18 protein-coding genes are annotated in these 21,630 nt (G+C 70.6%); 15 read left to right on the plus strand and 3 right to left on the minus strand.

Features of this window, described 5'->3' with window-relative positions; all coding sequences use genetic code 11:
* Positions 1 to 64: 64 nt before the first annotated feature.
* Positions 65 to 1,231: a mechanosensitive ion channel family protein gene (locus J2X60_RS18190; protein WP_070418520.1), complete on the plus strand. Its 1,167-nt coding sequence runs from the start codon at positions 65 to 67 to the stop codon at positions 1,229 to 1,231.
* Between the two features lie 84 nt (positions 1,232 to 1,315).
* Here J2X60_RS18190 and J2X60_RS18195 read toward each other — a convergent pair whose 3' ends face one another.
* The gene (locus J2X60_RS18195) at positions 1,316 to 1,507 is read right to left on the minus strand and encodes a hypothetical protein (RefSeq protein WP_071294931.1); all 192 of its coding nucleotides are present in this window, start codon (positions 1,505 to 1,507) and stop codon (positions 1,316 to 1,318) included.
* Positions 1,508 to 1,600: 93 nt separating this feature from the next.
* Between J2X60_RS18195 and J2X60_RS18200 the strand changes: the two genes are divergently transcribed.
* Positions 1,601 to 2,752, plus strand: coding sequence for an SLC13 family permease (locus tag J2X60_RS18200; RefSeq protein ID WP_070418522.1), 1,152 nt, complete (start codon positions 1,601 to 1,603; stop codon positions 2,750 to 2,752).
* Here the strand turns inward: J2X60_RS18200 and J2X60_RS18205 are convergent.
* Both J2X60_RS18205 and J2X60_RS18210 read right to left on the minus strand, forming a co-directional pair.
* Positions 2,749 to 3,720: a magnesium transporter CorA family protein gene (locus tag J2X60_RS18205; RefSeq protein ID WP_309889534.1), complete on the minus strand. Its 972-nt coding sequence runs from the start codon at positions 3,718 to 3,720 to the stop codon at positions 2,749 to 2,751. The two genes, J2X60_RS18200 and J2X60_RS18205, sit on opposite strands and share 4 nt — an antisense overlap.
* A 67-nt stretch (positions 3,721 to 3,787) precedes the next feature.
* A complete protein-coding gene (locus J2X60_RS18210) occupies positions 3,788 to 6,331 on the minus strand; it encodes a hypothetical protein (RefSeq protein WP_309889537.1) in 2,544 nt (847 codons plus the stop codon).
* A 186-nt stretch (positions 6,332 to 6,517) separates the two neighbouring features.
* Here J2X60_RS18210 and otsA point away from each other — a divergent pair, with 186 nt between their 5' ends.
* From otsA to J2X60_RS18275, 13 genes are all read left to right on the plus strand, one after another.
* Complete coding sequence (gene otsA / locus J2X60_RS18215; protein WP_070418525.1) at positions 6,518 to 8,110, plus strand: alpha,alpha-trehalose-phosphate synthase (UDP-forming); 1,593 nt, start codon at positions 6,518 to 6,520, stop codon at positions 8,108 to 8,110.
* Positions 8,103 to 8,885, plus strand: a complete 783-nt coding sequence (gene otsB, locus J2X60_RS18220; protein WP_309889539.1) for a trehalose-phosphatase — start codon at positions 8,103 to 8,105, stop codon at positions 8,883 to 8,885. The genes otsA and otsB overlap by 8 nt, the downstream gene beginning before the upstream one ends.
* A gap of 107 nt (positions 8,886 to 8,992) precedes the next feature.
* Positions 8,993 to 10,687 carry a dihydroxy-acid dehydratase gene (gene ilvD, locus J2X60_RS18225; RefSeq protein WP_070418527.1) on the plus strand — a complete coding sequence of 565 codons (1,695 nt, stop codon included), beginning with the start codon at positions 8,993 to 8,995 and terminating at the stop codon, positions 10,685 to 10,687.
* 46 nt (positions 10,688 to 10,733) lie between these two features.
* Positions 10,734 to 12,557 (plus strand): acetolactate synthase large subunit, encoded by a 1,824-nt coding sequence (locus J2X60_RS18230; protein WP_070418528.1) that lies wholly within the window; start codon positions 10,734 to 10,736, stop codon positions 12,555 to 12,557.
* Positions 12,554 to 13,054 carry an acetolactate synthase small subunit gene (gene ilvN / locus J2X60_RS18235; protein ID WP_022907763.1) on the plus strand — a complete coding sequence of 167 codons (501 nt, stop codon included), beginning with the start codon at positions 12,554 to 12,556 and terminating at the stop codon, positions 13,052 to 13,054. Before J2X60_RS18230 ends, ilvN begins: the two co-directional genes overlap by 4 nt.
* Before the next feature lie 117 nt (positions 13,055 to 13,171).
* Positions 13,172 to 14,197, plus strand: coding sequence for a ketol-acid reductoisomerase (gene ilvC / locus J2X60_RS18240; RefSeq protein ID WP_070418529.1), 1,026 nt, complete (start codon positions 13,172 to 13,174; stop codon positions 14,195 to 14,197).
* Between the two features lie 209 nt (positions 14,198 to 14,406).
* Complete coding sequence (locus J2X60_RS18245; protein WP_070418530.1) at positions 14,407 to 15,597, plus strand: mannitol-1-phosphate 5-dehydrogenase; 1,191 nt, start codon at positions 14,407 to 14,409, stop codon at positions 15,595 to 15,597.
* A 61-nt stretch (positions 15,598 to 15,658) separates the two neighbouring features.
* Entirely contained in the window at positions 15,659 to 16,099 is a 441-nt protein-coding gene (locus tag J2X60_RS18250; RefSeq protein WP_070418531.1) for a hypothetical protein, read from the plus strand.
* The gene (locus J2X60_RS18255; protein ID WP_309889541.1) at positions 16,096 to 16,488 is read left to right on the plus strand and encodes a hypothetical protein; all 393 of its coding nucleotides are present in this window, start codon (positions 16,096 to 16,098) and stop codon (positions 16,486 to 16,488) included. The genes J2X60_RS18250 and J2X60_RS18255 overlap by 4 nt, the downstream gene beginning before the upstream one ends.
* A gap of 144 nt (positions 16,489 to 16,632) precedes the next feature.
* Positions 16,633 to 18,222 (plus strand): phosphoglycerate dehydrogenase, encoded by a 1,590-nt coding sequence (gene serA, locus J2X60_RS18260; protein ID WP_071294936.1) that lies wholly within the window; start codon positions 16,633 to 16,635, stop codon positions 18,220 to 18,222.
* 13 nt (positions 18,223 to 18,235) lie between these two features.
* Positions 18,236 to 19,303, plus strand: a complete 1,068-nt coding sequence (locus J2X60_RS18265) for a 3-isopropylmalate dehydrogenase (RefSeq protein WP_309889546.1) — start codon at positions 18,236 to 18,238, stop codon at positions 19,301 to 19,303.
* A gap of 15 nt (positions 19,304 to 19,318) precedes the next feature.
* The gene (locus tag J2X60_RS18270) at positions 19,319 to 20,428 is read left to right on the plus strand and encodes a branched-chain amino acid aminotransferase (RefSeq protein WP_309889548.1); all 1,110 of its coding nucleotides are present in this window, start codon (positions 19,319 to 19,321) and stop codon (positions 20,426 to 20,428) included.
* Between the two features lie 30 nt (positions 20,429 to 20,458).
* A complete protein-coding gene (locus J2X60_RS18275; protein ID WP_309889550.1) occupies positions 20,459 to 21,229 on the plus strand; it encodes a fumarylacetoacetate hydrolase family protein in 771 nt (256 codons plus the stop codon).
* The last annotated feature ends 401 nt before the right edge of the window (positions 21,230 to 21,630 follow it).

Here is a 21,630-nt window from a genome sequence, read left to right on the forward strand (position 1 = left end):
CCTCCTGTCGTGCGGGTGGTCACGTTCCTGAACGACGTCCGTCGTCCACCGCTTCGATGGAGGGATGGACATCCTCCTCCGGCTCCTCGTCGCGATCGGCGTCGCGCTGCTCGTCACCGCCGCCGCCGCGCTCGTCCTGCACCTCGTCTTCCGCGCACTCGCGCGGCGGGAACGCTGGGCGGCCGTGCTCTCCCGACGCATGAAGCACCCGTTCCGCACCGAACTGCTCGTCGTGCTCCTCTGGGTCGCGTTCGTCACGAGCGTCCCGAACCGGCCGGACGCCTTCCCATGGCGCGCGCCGGTGTCGCACGGCTTCCTCATCGCCACGATCGCCGCAGGCACCTGGCTGGCGTGCCAGATCGCGATCTTCCTCGAGGACCTCGGCCTGCACCGCTTCCGCATCGACGTCCCGGACAACCGGCAGGCCCGCCGCATCCGCACGCAGGTCCTCGTGATCCGCCGGCTGACCGTCGCGGTGCTCGTGATCATCGGCATCGGCGCGATCCTGCTGACCTTCCCCGGGGTCGAGGCAGCCGGGGCCAGCGTGCTCGCGTCGGCGGGGCTCATCTCCGTCATCGCGGGCCTCGCGGCGCAGTCGACGCTGGGCAACGTCTTCGCCGGCATGCAGCTCGCGTTCTCCGGGTCGATCCGTGTCGACGACGTCGTCGTGGTCGAGCAGCAGTGGGGTCGGATCGAGGAGATCACCCTCACCTACGTCGTCGTGCACCTGTGGGACGACCGGCGGTTCGTGCTGCCGTCGACGTACTTCACGAGCACGCCGTTCGAGAACTGGACCCGGACCAACAGCGAGCTGCTCGGTGCCGTCGAGCTCGACCTCGACTGGCGGGTCCGGCCGGGGGAGATGCGGGCCGAGCTCGACCGGATCCTCGACCGCACCGAGCTCTGGGACCGCCGGGTGAAGGTCCTGCAGGTCACCGACGCCGTGCAGGGGTCCGTGCGTGTCCGGGTCCTCGCGACCTCGCACGACGCGCCGTCCCTGTTCGACCTGCGCTGCTACATCCGCGAGGAGCTCGTCGACTGGATCCAACGGACCCACCCCGACGCGCTGCCGGTCCAGCGGGTACTCATGGTGGACGAGGTCGCGGCGCCGCGACGGCGCGCGGCGTCGACCGCCTCGGAGTCCGCGCTGTTCACGCCGGACCAGGACGACCGTGCGGCGCTCTTCACGGGACCGATCCAGACCTCGGACATCCCGCGGTCGGAGCGCTGACCGGCCGGCCCCGGAACAGACGGACGGGAGGGACGGTGCCAGCTGACACCGTCCCTCCCGTCCGTCACCGGGTCGCGTCGCGGTCTACGGCTGCTTGGCCTTGACGGCGCGGTCGTCCTCGACGACCGTGCCGATCGCTACGAGCGTCGTCGCGATCCACGCCACCCACGTCAGCGCGAGGCGCCAGTCACGCGGGCCCTGCCGCGTGGTCTGCAGCACGCTGTAGCCGCTGATGATCGAACTCCACACCGCACCGCTGAACATGAACTTCCGCACGGGTTCCTCCTGTCGTCGTCCCGTCAACGCTACCGGCCGCTACATTGGAGCGCCGCCGGACGCCCTGCCCGGCGCACTCGTGGAGGAGTCGTCGTGCGCCAGGCCGTCATCGGGGGAGTCCTGCTCGTGGTGGGCGCGGTGTGCGTCGCCCTCGGGTTGCTCCCACTGTCCGACCTCGCCGAGCTCGCCGACCGGGTCGTCCCGGTGCTGGCCTTCGTGCTCGGACTCACCGTCGTCGCCGAGCTCGCGGCGGACGCCGGGGTCTTCGACCGGCTCGCCGACGTCGCCGCACGGGTCGGGGGCGGGCGGACGATCGGGCTCTGGGGCGCCGTGGTCGTGCTCGCCGTCCTGTGCACCGTGTTCCTGTCGATCGACACCACGGCGGTGCTCCTCACCCCGATCGTCATCACGCTCGCCCGGCGGGTCGGACTGCCGCCGATGCCGTTCGCGCTGACGACCGTGTGGCTCGCGAACACGGCGTCGCTGCTGCTGCCGGTGTCGAACCTGACGAACCTGCTCGCCGTCGACCGCATCGGGCTCGACGGGCCGATCCCGTTCGCCGGGCTCATGGTGTGGGCGGCCCTCGCCGGTGTCGTGATCCCGTGCGCCGTGCTCCTCGTGGTGTTCCGCGGCAAGCTCTTCGGTCGGTACACGCCGGTCTCGGTCCGGGCGGCGACCGACCCGGTGTTCTTCTGGTCGGCGTCGGCGGTGCTCGTCGCGCTGGTGATCGCCCTGACCGCCGGCGTCACGGTGTGGATCGCCGCGATCGCCGCGGCGGTCGTGCTCGTGGTCGTCGCGGCCTTCCGGGCGCCGTCGGAGCTCAAGCCGTCGCGCGTGCCGTGGTCGACGCTCGTCTTCGCGGCCGGGTTGTTCGTGGTCGTCGAGACACTGCACACGACCGGCATCACCGACCCGATCGTGGCTGCGCTCTCCGGTGGCACCGGGACGGGGTCGCTCCTGGTGCTCGGCGGTGCCGGCGCGCTGGCGGCGAACGCGATCGACAACCTGCCCGCCTACCTGGTGCTCGAGCCGGCCGCCGGGCACGAGGCCCTGCGCTACGCGGCGCTCCTCGTCGGGGTGAACGCCGGCTGCCTCATCACGCCGTGGGCCTCGCTCGCGACGCTGCTGTGGCACGCACGACTGTCGTCCGAGGGCGTCCACCTGTCGTGGGGGCGGTACATGGCGCTCGGGTGCATCGTGGCACCGCTCACCGTCGTCGCCGGGGTCCTCGCGCTGCGGCTCTAGAGCCAGTCCTTCTTCTTGAACACCCCGTAGAGCGACAGGGACGAGACGACCACCAGTCCGAGCGCGTAGAACAACCCGCTCCAGTGGCTCTCGCCGGGGAACGTCACGTTCATGCCGAACGCCCCCGTGATCGCCGTCGGGATCGCGATGATCGCCGCCCAGCTCGTCACCTTCTTCATGACCGTGTTCTGCCGGTTCGACGCCAGGTTGAGGTTCGTGTCGAGGACGCTCGACACCGCGTCGCGCAGCTGGTCGACGGAGTCGGTGATCGACACGAGGTGGTCCTCGACGTCGCGGAAGTAGGGGCGGATGCCGTCCGAGATCGTCTCGGCGTCCCCGTGCAGCAACGAGGCGACGCTGTCCCGTGTGGGGACCACCTGACGGCGCAGGACGCCCAAGGCCTTGCGGAGGCGGAACGATCGCCGCTGGATCTGCTTCTCACGCGGGGTGCTGTGCTCGAAGAGGTCCTCCTCGAGCGCGTCGATCCGGCGCTCGATGTCCTCGACCGTGTTCGTGGCGTGGTCCGTGACCGCGTCGAGCAGGCCCCACATCAACCACGGGACGCCGTGGTCGGCGATGTCCGTGGTCGCGTCGAGCCGGCGCTCCATCGCCCCGGTGTCGACGTCGCCGCCGTGGATCGTGACGAGGGCGTGCTCGGTCACGAAGGCCTTCACCTCGTGCGTGGTGAGGTCCCCGGCGTGGTCGAGGCCGCCCACGTCGTAGACGACCAGGAAGAGGCTGTCGCGGTACCGATCGAGCTTCGGGCGCTGGCCGCGCTCGACGGCGTCCTCGACCGCGAGCGCGTGGATGCCGAGCTCGGCCTCGACGTGTTCGAGGTCGGACGGATCGGGGTCGGTGTAGTCGACCCACACGAAGGTGCCGTCCTCGGCGATGAGCTCGGAGATCCGGTCGACCGGGAAGTCCCGTTCCGCCGCGGTGCCGTTCCGCCACGCCCGTGTCATGACCATGGGGTCGAGCCTAGTGAGACGGCCGACCCCGGGACTCCAGGGTCGGCCGTGCAGGCGGTACGGGCTCTCAGTACGCCGAGACGAGCTTCCCGTCCTCGACCTTCAGGTAGACGTCCACGTCGAAGGTGTCCTCGCTCTTCTGCGCGTCGCCGAAGTAGTCCGTGTACGAGTACCCGATCCTGCCGTCCGCGGTGCTCGTCACCTCGACGAGTCCGCCCCCGGAGGACTGCACCTCGAGATCCGGCTTCGACCGGACGTCGTACCGCACCGCGCCGTCCGCGTCGTACGGGCCGTACCAGGGGCAGCCGTCCGCGTAGCTGATGTCGGTCTTCGCCGCGCAGTCGTCGATGAGGTCCGACACGTACTGCTCGGCATCGGTCTCGAGCTGCTTCGTCGGCTTCGCCTCGAAGTCGGCGTACGGCGAGCTCGACGACCCCACGCGGAGCGTCTCGGTGCCGCCGGTGAAGTACTCCGTGCCGCCGACCTCGACCTGGTAGCTGCCGGGGTACGCGAGCGACTGGAACGAGCCGTTCTCGATGACGCCCACCTTCTTGCCGCCGACGGTCACGTCGGCGCCCTCGAGGACCTGCGCGGCCGAGACCGTCACACGGTCCGTGAGCGGCTCCGTGACGCGCCACTCGTCCTTCACGAGGAACGACGTGCCGGTCCGCTCGAGGACGATCTGACCCGAGCGCTGCGCGTCGCCCTGCCGGAAGGTGACGTTCGCGTACGCGGTGTCCCCGCTGGTCGACACCCGGCCGACGCGGACGTCGGTGGGACGGTCCTTGGCGCTCTGCAGCACGGCGGAGTCGAGCATCGAGGCGTCGCCGGTCACCTCGCTCAGGCTCGCCGCGGTGTCCGCGTCGCCCTGGGCGATCGCGTCGACGTACGACCGGGCCGTGGGTCCGGGACCCCAGACGGTGGTGCGGAGCACGCTCGTGGTGATCGCTCCTGCGACGACGACCACGACGACCGCGCCGCCCGCGACGAGGGAGCGCACGAGGACCTTCTTCGCGCGCGGGGACATCGGCGCGGGGGCGGGGGCGCCCTGGCCGACGAACGGCTGGCTCGGGTGCGGCTGGCCGACCGGGGCACCGGGCCGGACGGGCTGGTCCGGCTGCGACGGATCTGCCGTGGCCGCCGGGGCCGCCGCATCCGCGGGCACCGCCCACACCGGAGCCGCACCGTCGGCCGCCGAGCCGGTCGCCCCCGTGGCGGGAGCGACGGGTGCCCCGGGCACGCTAGCGCCGGCGGACCCGTCGAGCGGAGCGGTCGGCCGGGCCGGCACCGGGTCGGTCCCGACCACGCGCGCCGTCCGAAGCAGCACGCCGCCGCCGAGGCGGGGGAGCAGCACGGGTGCCACGTACCGGGCGACGACCTCGATGGCCCCGCCCCAGAGCGCGAAGACGACGGGCGTCCACGGCGTCACACCGACCGATCCGGACCCGCCGACCGCACTCGAACCCGTCACCTGGTAGGACACCACGCCGGTGCCGAGCACGAACAGCACGAGTCCGGCGACGAACCAGACCACGGGCGTCGCGACCCAGTCGAGCGTCGTGCGGACCCGGTCGTTCCGGCGCACCGCGAGCGCCAGACCGGCCGCGAACGAGCTCACGACGACGAGCAGGACGACGAGCCAGGTCCAGCCACCGGCGCCCGCGAAGACCGAGGCGTCGCTCCCGGCGGCACCGAGTCCGGACGTGCCGACCCCACCGAGGAAGCCGAGCGCGGTCAGGGCGACGGCCGTGTTGCCGAGCAGCAGCGGTAGGGCGGCGCCCCACGACGGCTGCGCGACGAGCGCCACGACGACGAGCACGAGGGCGAGCAGGACGAGGAGCCCGCCGAACTGCCACGCGGCGACCCGCAGGGCACCGAGTGCCCGGGCGACGGAGGCGTTCCGGCCGACGAGCAGCGACGGACGCGCGAGCAGCACCGCGAGGGTGCCGATCACGAACGATCCGAGCACGCTGCCGATCCCCACGGCGTGCACGGGGTCGATCTGCACCCCGGAGACGGCGGGGAACCGGATGGCGAGCACGAGGCCGGCGAGCGTGGTGACCGCGGTGGTCACGAGCCCGGCGACGACCGCCGTGACGACGAGCTGCGGGAGCGCGAGGACCCGGCTCCGGATGCGGCGCGTGAGCACGACCGCGAGCACGACCTGCGCCGCGAGCACCAGCACGGGCACGACGCCGACCGACCCCGACCCGGAACCGAGCAGCAGGATCGAACCGGAGCCGTGCAGCCGCCCGAGGTCCGCGAGGGCGACGAGCTGCGCCGGGGACCCCAGCAGCACGCTCACCCCCGACAGGAGCGACTGGACGTCGGGTGCCCCGGCCGACCCGAGGTCGGAGCCGCCGGTGCCGAGGCCCGAGGACGAGCCCGTGGACACCGGACCGGAACCGGCGGCGGCCACGGCGACCGTCAGGAACAGCGAGATCGCCGCGACGACGTACGCGGCGACCCACCCGCCGACACCCGCGACGACGGCGGCGACCCAGTCGCGACCGGGGACGGCGCGGAGCAGGCGACCGAGCGGGTCCGACGCTGCCGGCGCGGCTGACGGGGGCCCGGGCGGAACGGGCGGGACGGGCGACTGATCGCTCACGACGGTTGGGTCCTCTCTCGTCGAGAGGGCGGTGACGACCCCGTGCGTCACCTGCGTGTCCCCCCGACACGATGGACGCAGCGTACCGGAAGCCGTCGATCCGCCGTGAATCCGCTGTCGGCACGCTGGTAACTTCGGCACCGAACCCGGCGTTCGTGCCGGGCGGAACGGAGACCCCAGCACCCCATGGCAGCACCCCGCACCGAACAGACCCGCTACGCCTTCGTCGTCGCCTCGAACCGCCTGCCGGTCGACCGCATCGTCGACGAGGACGGCAACGAGGGCTGGCGGCACTCGCCCGGCGGCCTCGTCACCGCACTCGAGCCGGTGATGCGCGCGAACGACGGTGCCTGGGTCGGCTGGGTCGGCCAGCCCGACGTCGAGGTCGCCCCGTTCGACAACGAGGGCATCCACATCGTGCCCGTCCCGCTGAGCAACGACGACGTCGAGGAGTACTACGAGGGGTTCAGCAACGACACCCTCTGGCCGCTCTACCACGACGTCATCGAGCACCCGAGCTACCACCGCGACTGGTGGAACGCGTACAAGCGCGTGAACCAGCGCTTCGCCGAGCAGATCGCCGAGATCGTCGAGCAGGACGGCATCGTCTGGGTGCAGGACTACCAGCTGCAGCTCGTGCCCGCGCTCCTCCGCGAGCTCCGGCCGGACCTGACGATCGGCTTCTTCAACCACATCCCGTTCCCACCCGTCGGCATCTACGCCCAGCTCCCGTGGCGCGCACAGATCCTCGACGGCCTGCTCGGGGCGGACGTGATCGGCTTCCAGCGGCACGACGACGCGAGCGACTTCCTCCGGGCGGTCCGGCACATCAAGGGCTACACGACCAAGGGGCAGACGATCGACGTCCCCGTCGACGACCCGGACGCACCGCGCAGCCGCAAGGGCATCACGGTGCGACACGTCGAGGCCCGGCACTTCCCGATCTCCATCGACGCCGCCGGCTTCGAGGAGATCGCGCACCGACCCGAGGTGCAGGAGCGCGCCCGTGAGATCCGTGCGAGCCTCGGCAACCCGAAGACCGTGCTGCTCGGCGTCGACCGCCTCGACTACACGAAGGGCATCCGCCACCGGATCAAGGCCTTCGGCGAACTCGTCGAGGACGGCCGCATCGCGGTCGAGGACGCCACCCTCGTGCAGGTCGCCAGCCCGAGCCGCGAGCGCGTCGACACGTACGCCACGCTCCGCGACGAGATCGAGCTCACGGTCGGCCGCATCAACGGCGACCTCGGCGTGATCGGGCACCAGCCGATCGCCTACCTGCACCACGGCTACCCGCGCGAGGAGATGGTGGCGCTCTACCTCGCCGCCGACATCATGCTCGTCACGGCCCTCCGCGACGGCATGAACCTCGTCGCGAAGGAGTACGTCGCGGCCCGGTTCGACAACGACGGCGTCCTCATCCTGTCCGAGTTCGCCGGTGCCGCCGACGAACTGAAGCAGGCCGTCATCGTCAACCCGCACGACATCGGCGCGCTGAAGGACTCGATCCAGCGCGCGATCGAGATGCCCCGACGCGAACGCTCGACCCGCATGCGGGCCCTCCGCAAGCGCGTCCGCGACAACGACGTGGCGCGCTGGTCGCGCTCGTTCCTCGAGGCGCTCGACCGCCACGCCCCGAAGAACGCGCAGATCGACCCCTCCGCGGCGGACCCGAAGGACCAGCACCGCGAGGCGCAGACGGACAACATGTCGATCTTCGACCAGGACGCCCAGACGGCGCGTGCTGCCGAGGACACCCGGGAGGCGCGTGATGCCTGAGACGACCACCGACCAGACCGCCGTCGACCGGGCCCTCGAGACGCTCGCGGCTGCGCCGCGACTCATCGTCGCCCTCGACTTCGACGGCACGCTCGCGCCGTTCGCCGACGACCCGTCGCAGGTCGGCGCCCTGCCCGGCTCGTGGGCGGCCGTCCTCACCCTGCACCGGGCGAAGGACACCGAGGTCGTCCTGGTCTCCGGGCGTCCGCTGGACAGCCTCGCCGCGGTGACGCACGCCCCCGCCGAGATGGCCCTCGTCGGGTCGCACGGCGTCGAGTGGCGCGTCGACGGACACGACGAAGCGGCCCTCACCGACGACGAGCAGGCCCGCGTGGCCCGGATCGGCACGGCGCTCGACGCGGTCGGGGAGCGGTTCCCGGGTGTCGTCATCGAGCACAAGCCGGCCGGCCACGGCGTGCACACCCGCCGGGTGAGCGCCGAGGTCGCGGCCGAGGCGAACGCCGCCGCGAGTGCCGCCGCGCACGAGGTAGACCCGGACGTCCTCGAACGCGGGGGCAAGGACATCCTCGAGTTCGCCGTCCGGCACGTCACCAAGGGCGACGCGATCGCCAGGCTGCGCGACCTGCACGGCGCCGACGCGGTGTTCTTCGCCGGCGACGACGTCACCGACGAGGACGCCTTCCGGGTGCTCCGCGACGGCGACGTCGGCGTGAAGGTGGGGGAGGGCGACACGCTCGCCGGCTACCGGGTCGCCGACCCCGCGGCGCTCACCGACGTGCTGAAGCAGCTCGCTCGGATCCGCGCCACGCGCTGACCCGCAGCGACCCGACGGGCCCGAACCGCGCCTCCTGGACCACCCGTCACCCATGCGGATGCATGGAGTTGTCGGCTTGGTATCCCAACTGCGCCTAGACTCACCCCATGCCTGATATCGACGTCAAGCCGCGCAGCCGGGTCGTCACCGACGGGATCGAAGCAACCACCTCGCGTGGCATGCTGCGTGCCGTCGGGATGGGGGACGAGGACTGGGAGAAGCCGCAGATCGGCATCGCCTCCTCGTGGAACGAGATCACCCCGTGCAACCTCTCCCTCGACCGCCTCGCGCAGGGGGCGAAGGAAGGCGTCCACTCCGGCGGCGGGTACCCGCTCCAGTTCGGCACCATCTCCGTCTCCGACGGCATCTCGATGGGCCACGAGGGCATGCACTTCTCCCTCGTCTCGCGTGAGGTCATCGCCGACAGCGTCGAGACCGTCGTGAACGCCGAGCGGCTGGACGGCACCGTCCTGCTCGCCGGCTGCGACAAGTCCCTTCCAGGCATGCTCATGGCGGCCGCGCGCCTGGACCTCGCGAGCGTCTTCCTCTACGCGGGCTCGGTCATGCCGGGCTACGTGAAGCAGGCCGACGGCTCCTTCAAGGAGGTCACGATCATCGACTCCTTCGAGGGCGTCGGCGCGTGCAAGGCCGGCACCATGTCGGAAGAGGAACTCAAGAAGATCGAGTGTGCGATCGTCCCGGGCGAGGGCGCCTGCGGCGGCATGTACACCGCGAACACCATGGCGTCGGTCGCCGAGGCCCTCGGCATGTCGCTCCCCGGCTCGGCAGCGCCGCCCAGCGCCGACCGTCGGCGTGACTACTACGCGCACCGCTCCGGCGAGGCCGTGGTCAACATGCTCCGCCTGGGCCTCACCGCCCGCCAGATCCTCACGAAGGAGGCGTTCGAGAACGCCATCGCCGTCGCCATGGCACTCGGAGGCTCCACCAACGTCGTCCTCCACCTCCTCGCGATCGCGCACGAGGCCGAGGTCGAGCTCTCCCTCGACGACTTCAACCGCATCGGCTCGAAGGTCCCGCACCTCGCCGACATGAAGCCGTTCGGCAAGTACGTCATGGTCGACGTGGACCGCAACGGCGGCATCCCGGTGATCATGAAGGCGCTGCTCGACGCCGGCCTGCTGCACGGCGACGTCATGACCGTCACCGGCAAGACCCTCGCCGAGAACCTGGCCGAGATCGACCCGCCGGAGCTCGACGGCGAGGTGTTCCGGACGCTCGACAACCCGATCCACGCCACCGGCGGCCTGACGATCCTGCAGGGCTCCTTCGCGCCGGAGGGCGCCGTGGTGAAGACGGCCGGCTTCGACGCCGAGGTCTTCGAGGGCCCCGCGCGGGTGTTCGACCGCGAGCGCGCCGCCATGGACGCCCTCACCGAGGGGAAGATCCAGAAGGGCGACGTCGTCGTCATCCGGTACGAGGGCCCCAAGGGCGGCCCGGGCATGCGCGAGATGCTCGCCATCACGGCGGCCATCAAGGGCGCTGGACTCGGCAAGGATGTACTACTGTTGACGGACGGACGATTCTCAGGCGGCACAACCGGCCTGTGCATCGGCCACATCGCACCGGAAGCGGTGGACGCAGGTCCAGTCGCATTCGTGCGCGATGGCGACCGCATCCGTGTCGACATCGCGGCTCGCTCGCTCGACCTACTGGTCGACGAAGCCGAGCTGGAAGCCCGCCGAGAAGGCTGGGCCCCGCTGCCCCCGCGCTACACCCGCGGAGTCCTCGCGAAGTTCGCGAAGCTCGTCCAGTCCGCCGCCAAGGGCGCGGTCACGGGCTAGCGTCGACACACGCACCATCGCCATCACTCCAGGCAAGGAACACCTCATGCCCACGGAAGCCACTCCGCTGTCCGCGGCCGCCGGTGCACGCCGGACGCCGGAGATCCTGACCGGCTCGGGAGCCGTCCTCCGGACGCTCGAGCACCTCGGGATCACCGACGTCTTCGGCCTGCCGGGCGGTGCGATCATCCCGTTCTACGACGAGCTCATGGCGTCGCAGACGATCCGCCACGTCCTCGTCCGGCACGAGCAGGGCGCCGGCCACGCCGCCGAGGGGTACGCCTCGGCGTCCGGCAAGGTCGGCGTCGCCATCGCGACCTCGGGCCCCGGCGCGACGAACCTCGTCACCGCGATCGCCGACGCCTACATGGACTCGGTGCCGTTCATCGCGATCACCGGCCAGGTCTTCTCGACCCTGATGGGGACGGACGCCTTCCAAGAAGCCGACATCGTCGGCATCACCATGCCGATCACGAAGCACTCGTTCCTCGTGACCGACCCGGCCGACGTGCCGGCGACCCTCGCCGCGGCGCACCTCATCGCGACGACCGGACGCCCCGGCCCCGTGCTGGTCGACATCACGAAGGACGCCCAGCAGAAGTCGGCGCCCTACGTCTGGCCGCCGAAGATCGACCTGCCCGGCTACCGGCCGGTCACCAAGGCGCACGGCAAGCAGATCACCGCGGCCGCGCAGCTCCTCGCCGAGTCCGAGCGCCCGGTGCTCTACGTCGGCGGCGGCGTGATCCGCTCCCGAGCGACCGCCGAGCTGCTCCGCTTCGCCGAGGCCACCGGTGCGCCGGTCGTCACGACGCTGATGGCACGGGGCGCCTTCCCCGACTCGCACCCGCAGCACCTCGGCATGCCCGGCATGCACGGCACCGTCCCGGCGGTGCTCGGCCTGCAGGACAGCGACCTCATCATCGCGCTCGGTGCCCGCTTCGACGACCGTGTGACCGGCAAGGCCGACGAGTTCGCGCCGAACGCCAAGGTCGTGCACGTCGACATCGACCCGGCCGAGATCTCGAAGATCCGCTTCGCCGACGTCCCGATCGTGGGTGATGCGAAAGAGGTCCTGGTCGACCTGCTCGACGCGTGGGGCGGCATCCCGACCGACCAGCGTGCGAGCACCGCCGAGTGGTGGGCGAAGCTCGAGCAGCTCAAGGTCGACTTCCCGCTCGGCTACGCGGAGCCGACGGACGGACTGCTCGCGCCGCAGGCCATCATCAAGCGCATCGGCGAGCTGAGCGGCCCCGAGGCGATCTACGCCTCCGGCGTCGGGCAGCACCAGATGTGGTCGGCGCAGTTCATCAAGTACGAGCGCCCGAACGCCTGGCTGAACTCCGGCGGCGCGGGCACGATGGGCTACTCCGTCCCCGCCGCGATGGGCGCGAAGGTCGCCGAGCCGGACCGCGTGGTCTGGGCGATCGACGGCGACGGCTGCTTCCAGATGACCAACCAGGAGCTCGCGACCTGCGTCATCAACGACATCCCGATCAAGGTCGCGATCATCAACAACTCGTCGCTCGGCATGGTGCGGCAGTGGCAGACGCTGTTCTACGACGGCCGCCACTCGTTCACCGACCTCGAGACCGGCCACGACTCGCGCCGCGTGCCCGACTTCGTGAAGCTGGCGGACGCGTACGGCGCCCTCGGCATCCGCGTCGAGAAGGCGGACGAGGTCGACGCCGCCATCCAGCTCGCCCTCGAGACGAACGACCGCCCCGTGGTGATCGACTTCGTCGTGAGCCGCGACTCGATGGTCTGGCCGATGGTCCCGCAGGGAGTCAGCAACTCGTCCATCGAGTACGCCCAGGCCCTCGCCCCCACCTGGGACGACGAGGACGCCGACATGACGGGGGAAACCGCATGAGCCACGTCCTCTCCCTCCTCGTCGAGGACAAGCCGGGTCTGCTGACCCGCGTCGCCGGGCTGTTCGCGCGCCGCGGGTTCAACATCGAGTCCCTCGCGGTCGGCAACACCGAGGTCGACGGCCTCAGCCGGATCACGGTCGTCGTCGACGTCGAGGACCTCCCGCTCGAGCAGGTGACGAAGCAGCTCAACAAGCTGGTCAACGTCATCAAGATCGTCGAGCTGGACTTCTCCCAGTCCGTCCAGCGCGAGCACATGCTCGTGAAGGTGCGGGTGGACAACCAGACGCGCTCGGCCGTGCTCGAGGCAGTGAACCTGTTCCGTGCGCAGGTCGTCGACGTCGCGAACGACTCGCTCATCGTCGAGGTGACCGGCGACCCCGGCAAGATCCAGGCGATCCTCCGCGTGCTCGAGCCCTACGGCATCAAGGAGCTCGCCCGTGCGGGCCTCCTCGGCATGGGCCGTGGGCCCAAGAGCATCACCGACCGGGTGCGCTGACCGCGACCCGTGACGGACTGGAGGCGCGGGTCGCCACCCGCACCGCGCCTCCAGTCCGTCTCCTCCCGACTCACCGCAACCAACGCTTCCCGAACCGACCACAGGAGAACCACCACCGTGACTGACATCGTGTACGACGCCGACGCCGACCTGACGCTCATCCAGGGCAAGAAGGTCGCCGTCATCGGGTACGGCTCGCAGGGCCACGCCCACGCCCTCAACCTCCGCGACAGCGGCGTCGAGGTCAAGATCGGCCTGCAGGAGGGCTCGAAGAGCCGCCAGAAGGCGGAAGAGGCCGGCTTCGAGGTCCTCACCCCGGCCGACGCCACGGCCTGGGCGGACGTCGTCGTCATCCTCGCGCCGGACCAGGTCCAGCGCATCGTCTACAAGGACGACATCGAGCCCAACCTCAAGCCGGGCGCCACGCTCGTCTTCGGCCACGGTTTCAACATCCGCTTCGGCTACATCCAGGCGCCGGAGGGCGTCGACGTGTCGCTCGTCGCCCCGAAGGGCCCAGGGCACACCGTGCGCCGCGAGTACGAGGCCGGCCGTGGCGTCCCCGTGATCGTCGCCGTCGAGGTCGACGCGTCCGGCTCCGCCTGGGACCTCGCGTGGTCGTACTCGAAGGCCATCGGCGGCCTCCGCTCCGGCGGCATCAAGACGACCTTCACCGAGGAGACCGAGACCGACCTGTTCGGCGAGCAGGCCGTCCTGTGCGGTGGCACCTCGCAGCTCATCCAGTACGGCTTCGAGACCCTGGTCGAGGCCGGCTACCAGCCGCAGATCGCCTACTTCGAGGTCCTGCACGAGCTCAAGCTCATCGTCGACCTCATCTGGGAGGGCGGCCTCACGAAGCAGCGCTGGTCGATCTCCGACACGGCCGAGTTCGGTGACTACGTCTCCGGCCCGCGCGTGATCTCGCCCGAGGTCAAGGAGAACATGAAGGCCGTCCTCGCGGACATCCAGAACGGTGCCTTCGCGAAGCGCTTCATCGACGACCAGGACGCCGGCGCGCCGGAGTTCAAGGCACTCCGCGCCAAGGGCGAGGGCCACCCGATCGAGGCGACCGGTCGCGAGCTGCGCGCCCTCTTCGCGTGGAAGTCGAACGACGCCGACTACGTGGACGGTTCCGCCGCGCGGTAGTCTTCGCAACACCACTCGACGACGAGGCGGCGGTGCACCCGCACCGCCGCCTCGCGATGTGACCCGAACGTTATGCAGCACTTCACCACCAGCCCCGACGCCGCCCACCGGCGTCCCCTCGGCGTTCCCGGGGACGTTTCGCGACGACCGTCGTCCGGCCCGGACATGGGCGGTCCTCAGGTCGTCGTCCAGCATGGGAGGATCGTCGGATGGCGGTGACGAAGCGAGCGGTCCACATCGGCGCCGGCAAGATCGGACGCGGGTTCGTGGGGCAGTTCCTGGTCGCGAGCGGCTACGAGCTCACCTTCGTGGACGTCGACGACCGCGTCGTCTCGGCACTGAACGAAGCCGGCCGGTTCGTCGTGCACGAGGTCGGCGAGATGCCGGTCGAGCACCTCGTCTACGGGTTCACGGCCCTCAGCAGCAAGACCGACCGCGAGCAGGTCGTCCGGGCCATCGCCGAGGCCGACGTCGTCACGACCGCGGTCGGCGCCCGGACCCTGCCGCTCGTCGCCCCCGTCATCGCCGAGGGGCTTGCGGCCCGGCCGCTCGACCGTGGCGACGTCACGATCGTGGCGTGCGAGAACGCCTTCAACGCGACGGACTCCCTGCACGCCAGCATCCGTCGTGCCCCCATCCTCGAGGACCGCGACATCGCCGCCGTCTTCGCGAACTGCGCCATCGACCGCATCGTCCCCGACCAGTCCGGGGTGCTCGGCCAGTCCGGCGGCCTCGACGTCGTGCTCGAGCCGTTCTACGAGTGGGTCATCGAGCGCACGCCCTTCGCCGACTCCGACGCCGAGCCGCCCGCGATCGACGGCGTGACCTGGGTCGACGACCTGCAGCCGTTCGTCGAGCGCAAGCTCTACACGGTGAACACCGCGCACGCGACGGCCGCTTACCACGGCTACGTCCGGGGCATCCGCCTCATCCGCGAGGCCCTCGAGGACGAGGCCGTCCGCGCCGAGGTCGACGGCGTCCTCGCCGAGACCACAGCACTCCTCGTCGCCAAGCACGGCTTCGACCCGGAGGAGCACGCGCGCTACGTCGCCGCGAACCTCTCCCGCATCGCGAACCCGCACCTCCCGGACACGACCGTCCGCGTCGGGCGCAACCCGCTCCGGAAGCTCGGCCGCCGCGAGCGCTTCGTCGGACCGGCTGCGCAGCTGGCCGAACGCGGGCTCCCCGTCGACCACCTGCTCGGCGCCGTGCGCGTCGCGCTCGACTTCGACGACGAGAACGACCCCGAGTCGATCGAGCTGCACGCGCTGCTCCGCTCGGGTGCGACGGCACACGCCCTCACCGAGATCCTCACCGGCCTGATGGAGAGCCACCCGCTGTTCCCCGCGGTGCGCGAGGTCGTCGCCGAGGTCCTCGAGACCCAACCCGCCGACGTCTGACCAGCGGCCGCACCGGTCGTCCGTGGTCGAGCCGGAGCGGCACGCCTCGTAGAATCGAGGCATGACCACGGCAGCATCCCCGCCCGACGGCTCGGTCGACCACGACGACGACGCCCTCAGCTGGGGCGACGCCGACGACGCGACCCACGTCGACGCGGCGCACAACCCGGTCACCGTCAAGGAACGCTCCGGCCGTGACCCCGAGGCCCCCGAGACCTCCGGCGCGCTCATCGGGTTCGGCGTCTTCGGCGGCCTGTACCTGCTCTACACGGTGGCCTGGCTGCTCACGGCCTCGACCTCGTACGTCTCGGACGTCGACACCGTGCTGACCGTCTTCGTCGAGGTGCTCCGGTTCCTGTCGATCGTCGCGCCCGCGCTGTGGTTCACCGTCGTGCTCTGGGCCGGCCGTGGACAGCGCACGCGGAGCCGTCTGCTGTGGATGCTGCTCGGCGCACTCGTCCTCTTCCCGTGGCCGTTCCTCATGACGCGGAGCTTCGGGTGACCGCCGCGACGCCGACCGTCCGTCGGTCGTCCCGGGCGTTCGTCGGCAAGGTCGTCGTCTGGCTCGTGTTCGCCCTGCTGTTCGCGTACATGACCGTGCAGAGCGTCGGTAACCTCGTGAGCATCTCGGGTTCGGTCCGGCAGTTCAACGCCTTCCTCGACACGACGTCCGGCGGCGATTCGCTCCGGAGCAGCACGCCGTGGCTCTGGCTCGTGCTGGACATCGCGATCGCGCCGGTCGCGTTCGTCGTCGCCCTGTGGATCACCCGACGCGCTCGGCTCGCGGTGACCATCGGTGTCTTCGTGCTGGCCTTCGCGGCAGCCGGCGCGCTGTGGTTGGACCTGCAACTGTTCGTGCCGAGCCTGCTGGACTTCGGTCGCTCCTCCTGACGGCCAGGAGGCGCGGTGCCGGCCGGCACCGCGCCTCCCGTCCGTCGTGTGGTCGCCCACCGGACCGACCCTGCGGTCGTAACCACGTGCACACGTCGATACGATGGTGGGATACCGCCCGTCTCGTGTGAGGAAACTGCAGCTGTGCCGAAGCCGGTCGTCCTGATCGCCGAAGAACTCTCGCCCGCCACAGTCGACGCCCTCGGGCCCGACTTCGAGATCCGGAACGTGGACGGTACCGACCGCCCCGCCCTCCTGGCCTCCCTCGCCGATGCGCACGCCATCCTGGTGCGCTCCGCCACCAAGGTCGACGCCGAGGCGATCGCCGCGGCCCCGAACCTCAAGGTCGTCGCCCGTGCTGGCGTCGGCCTCGACAACGTCGACATCAAGGCGGCGACCACCGCCGGGGTGATGGTCGTCAACGCGCCGACGTCGAACATCATCTCCGCCGCCGAGCTCACGGTCGGCCACATCCTGTCGCTCGCGCGCCACATCCCGGCCGCACACGCGTCGCTCGCCGCCGGCACCTGGAAGCGCTCCGCGTACACCGGTGTCGAGCTGTACGAGAAGACCGTCGGCATCATCGGCCTCGGCCGGATCGGTGCGCTCATCACCCAGCGCCTGCAGGCGTTCGGCGTCCAGGTCATCGCGTACGACCCGTACGTCACCACGGCCCGTGCCCAGCAGCTCGGGGTCGAGCTCGTCTCGCTCGAGGACCTGCTCAAGCGTGCCGACTTCACCACGATCCACATGCCGAAGACGCCGGAGACGGTCGGCATGATCTCGGACGACCAGTTCGCGCTCATGAAGCCGACCGCGTTCGTCGTGAACGTCGCCCGTGGCGGGCTGATCGACGAGGACGCGCTGCACCGTGCGCTCACCTCGAACACGATCGCCGGCGCCGGTCTCGACGTCTTCGTGTCCGAGCCCCCGAAGGACTCGCCGCTCGTCGCGCTCCCGAACGTCGTCGTCACGCCGCACCTCGGTGCCTCGACGGACGAAGCGCAGGAGAAGGCGGGCGTCTCCGTCGCCAAGTCCGTGCGGCTCGCCCTCGGCGGCGAACTCGTCCCCGACGCGGTCAACGTCGCCGGTGGCGTCATCGACCCGTACGTGCGCCCCGGCATCCCGCTCGTCGAGAAGCTCGGCCAGGTGTTCACCGGTCTCGCGACGTCGCCCGTCACCAGCATCGACGTCGAGGTGCACGGCGAGCTCGCCGAGTTCGACGTCAGCGTGCTGAAGCTCGCGGCGCTCAAGGGCGTCTTCACCGACGTCGTCAGCGACCAGGTGTCCTACGTCAACGCACCGTTGATCGCCGAGCAGCGCGGGGTCACCGTGCGGCTCATCACCGACTCGGACAGCCCGGAGTACCGGAACGTGCTCACGATCCGCGGGGCCCAGTCCGACGGCCCGGCGATCAGCGTGTCGGGCACGCTCACCGGCCCGAAGCAGGTCGCGAAGCTCGTCGAGATCAACGGTCACGACGTCGAGGTCGCCCTCGCCGAGCACCACGTGGTGATGGAGTACACCGACCGGCCCGGCATCGTCGCGGTCTACGGCAAGGAGTTCGGCGACGCCGGCATCAACATCGCGGCGATGCAGATCTCGCGGGAAGCCGCCGGCGGCCAGGCGCTCAGCGTCCTCACCGTCGACTCGCCGGTCCCGGCCGAGATCCTCGAGCACGTCCGGTCCACGATCGACGCGGCCTCGCTCCGCGAGATCGACATCACGCTGTAGGGGAGTGGCGGACATGACGCAGACGGTGAAGCTCGCGGTGATCCGCGGGGACGGCATCGGACCCGAGGTGGTCGACGAGGCGCTGAAGGTCCTGCACGCCGTGCTGCCGGGCGACCTCGTGGTGGAGGAGACCCCGTTCTCCCTCGGTGCCGACCGGTTCCTCGAGACCGGTGACATCCTCACCGAAGACGACATGTCCGCCATCGCCACCCACGACGCGATCCTGCTCGGCGCGGTCGGCGGCGACCCCCGCGACCCCCGGCTCGCGGGCGGGATCATCGAGCGCGGGCTGCTGCTGAAGCTGCGGTTCGCCTTCGACCACTACGTGAACCTGCGCCCGACCGTCGTCTACCCGTCGGTGACGACGCCGCTGACGTCCCCCGGTGACGTCGACTTCGTGGTCGTACGCGAGGGCACCGAGGGACCGTACGTCGGCAACGGCGGCGTCATCCGCGTCGGGACCCCGCAGGAGATCGCGACCGAGGTCTCGTTGAACACCGCGTACGGTGTCGAGCGCGTCGTCCGGTACGCGTTCGAGCTGGCGGACCGGCGGCCGCGCAAGCACCTCACGCTCGTGCACAAGAGCAACGTCCTGGTGCACGCCGGAGCCCTCTGGCAGCGCACCGTCGCGGCCGTCGGGCAGGAGTACCCGGACGTCACGGTGGACTACCAGCACGTCGACGCCGTCACCATCCACATGGTGCGGGAACCTGCTAGGTTCGACGTCATCGTCACCGACAACCTCTTCGGGGACATCATCACCGACCTGGCCGGCGCGATCAGCGGCGGCATCGGTCTGGCGGCCTCGGGCAACATCAACCCGGACGGCACCTTCCCCAGCATGTTCGAGCCGGTCCACGGCTCCGCGCCGGACATCGCGGGTCAGCAGAAGGCCGATCCCACGGCCGCCATCCTGTCCGTCGCACTGCTGCTCGACCACATCGGTCGCAGCGATCTCGCGGCGGCGGTCACGCGGGCGGTCGAGGCCGACCTCGCCGACCGGGGCACCTCGCAGCGTCGCACGGCCGAGATCGGCGACGCCATCGCCGCCGCGGCCACGGCACGCACCACCACCGCCTGACAGGAGTCTCCCCGTATGAGCACCGACACCGACTTCGGACTCGCGTTCGCCACCACCCCCTCACCCGAGCGCCGTGCCGCCGCCGAGCGCGAGGAGATCCTCGCCGACCCGGGCTTCGGCAAGCACTTCACGGACCACATGGCCACCGTGCAGTGGACGCTGGACGCCGGGTGGCACGATGCCTCGGTCCACCCGTACGGGCCGATCAGCCTCGACCCCAGCGCGAGCGTCCTGCACTACGCGCAGGAGATCTTCGAGGGGCTGAAGGCCTACCGGCACGCCGACGGCTCGGTCTGGACGTTCCGCCCGGACGCCAACGCCAAGCGCTTCCAGCGGTCCGCGCGGCGGCTCGCGCTGCCGGAGCTGCCGGTGGAGACCTTCGTCGACTCCATCCGCGAGCTGGTCCGGACCGACGTCGACTGGGTGCCCTCGGCGCCCGAGACGAGCCTGTACCTGCGGCCGTTCATGATCGCGACCGAGTCGTTCCTGGGGGTGCGTGCGGCACAGGCGGTGGCGTACCACTGCATCGCGAGCCCGGCGGGGGCGTACTTCACCTCCGGACCGAAGCCGGTGTCGATCTGGCTGTCCACCAACTACGCCCGGGCCGGCAAGGGCGGCACGGGTGCGGCGAAGACCGGCGGCAACTACGCCTCGTCGCTCCTGCCCCAGCAAGAGGCGTACGAGCACGGCTGCCAGCAGGTCATGTTCCTCGACTCGGTCGAGGGCAAGTACCTCGAGGAACTCGGCGGCATGAACGTCGTGCTGGTGAAGGCGGACGGCACGCTCGTCACGCCGGACTCCGACTCCATCCTCGAGGGCATCACGCGCGACTCGATCCTGCAGCTGGCGGAGGACCGCGGGCTGCGCGTCGAACGCCGTCGGGTGACCCTCGACGAGTGGCGTGACGGCGTCGAGGACGGCTCCATCACCGAGGCCTTCGCGTGCGGGACCGCCGCCGTCGTGACCCCGATCGCGGAACTCCGCGGCGAGGGCTTCACGATCGGGTCGCCGACCGTCGGGGCCGGCGAGCTGACGATGTCCCTGCGCGACGAACTCACCGACATCCAGTACGGCCGCCGTGCCGACCCGCACGGGTGGATGACGCGCCTGACCGACCCGGCCTGAACGCACACCACACGTCGATAGGCTCCAACGGTGAAGATCGCACGGTTCAGCAGCAAGGGCGAAGACCCCCGGTACGGCATCCTCGACGAGCGCGACCTGGTCGTGCTGGCGGGTGACCCGATGTACCAGGGGTTCGAGACCACGGGGGAGCGGGTGCCGCTGGCCGACGCCAAGCTCCTCGCCCCCGTCATCCCGCGGTCGAAGGTGATCGGCGTGGGGCTCAACTACGCCGAGCACGCGTCCGAGATGGACGAGCGCTCCGGGGACGACCCGGTGGTGTTCCTCAAGCCGAACACGTCGGTGATCGGCCCCGAGGACCCGATCCGTCTCCCCGCCGGGGTCGGACGCGTCGACCACGAGGGCGAGCTCGCCATCGTGATCGGGTCGCTCGCGAAGAACGTCACGCGCGAGGACTTCGCGAGCGTGATCCTCGGCTACACGATCGCCAACGACGTGACCGCCCGTGACCTGCAGGCGCGCGACGGCCAGTGGACCCGGTCCAAGGGCTTCGACACGTTCTGCCCGCTCGGGCCGGCGATCGAGACCGAGATCGACCCGTCGGACATCCGCATCGAGACCCGCGTGGACGGCGACCTGCGCCAGGTGGGTTCCACGAGCGAGATGGTGCACGACATCCCGTCCCTCATCGAGTTCGTCTCGTCGATCTGGACGCTCCTCCCTGGCGACGTCATCCTGACCGGCACCCCTGCCGGCGTCGGCGAGATCGCCGACGGCGAGGTCGTCGAGGTGACGATCGAGGGGATCGGCACACTGAAGAACCCGGTCATCGCCAAGCACTGACGCGCGTCACCGAACGGCCCGCTCCCACCGTGGGGGCGGGCCGTTCCGCGTCTCCGCGCGGATCGGCCCCTGCGACACGCCCGGGGTGCGGGACGGTTGGCGGGGCCCCCAGGGCGTGTGTAGAGTAATCACTCGTTGCCGCTGAGGCGGAGAACGGAACGGCCGAGACGGTCACCGGAGCGAACGCCCCGGAGATGCAGTCCGGACGGGGTCCCGCTCAGGCAACGAATCCCGATGACGATCCACTCTCGAAGTGGTCTGTTCGGGGTGAGACGAAATGCCTCTCTGACGACGCTCGTGTTCCACGGGTCGAGTGGGGAGTGCGTCTGGTCCTTGAGAACTCAACAGCGTGCACATTGTCAATGCCAATTTATTGACCCCGTGACTCATCAGCTTGCTGG

Origin of the sequence: Curtobacterium sp. 320 (assembly GCF_031455235.1) — a bacterium.
Lineage (GTDB): Bacteria > Actinomycetota > Actinomycetes > Actinomycetales > Microbacteriaceae > Curtobacterium.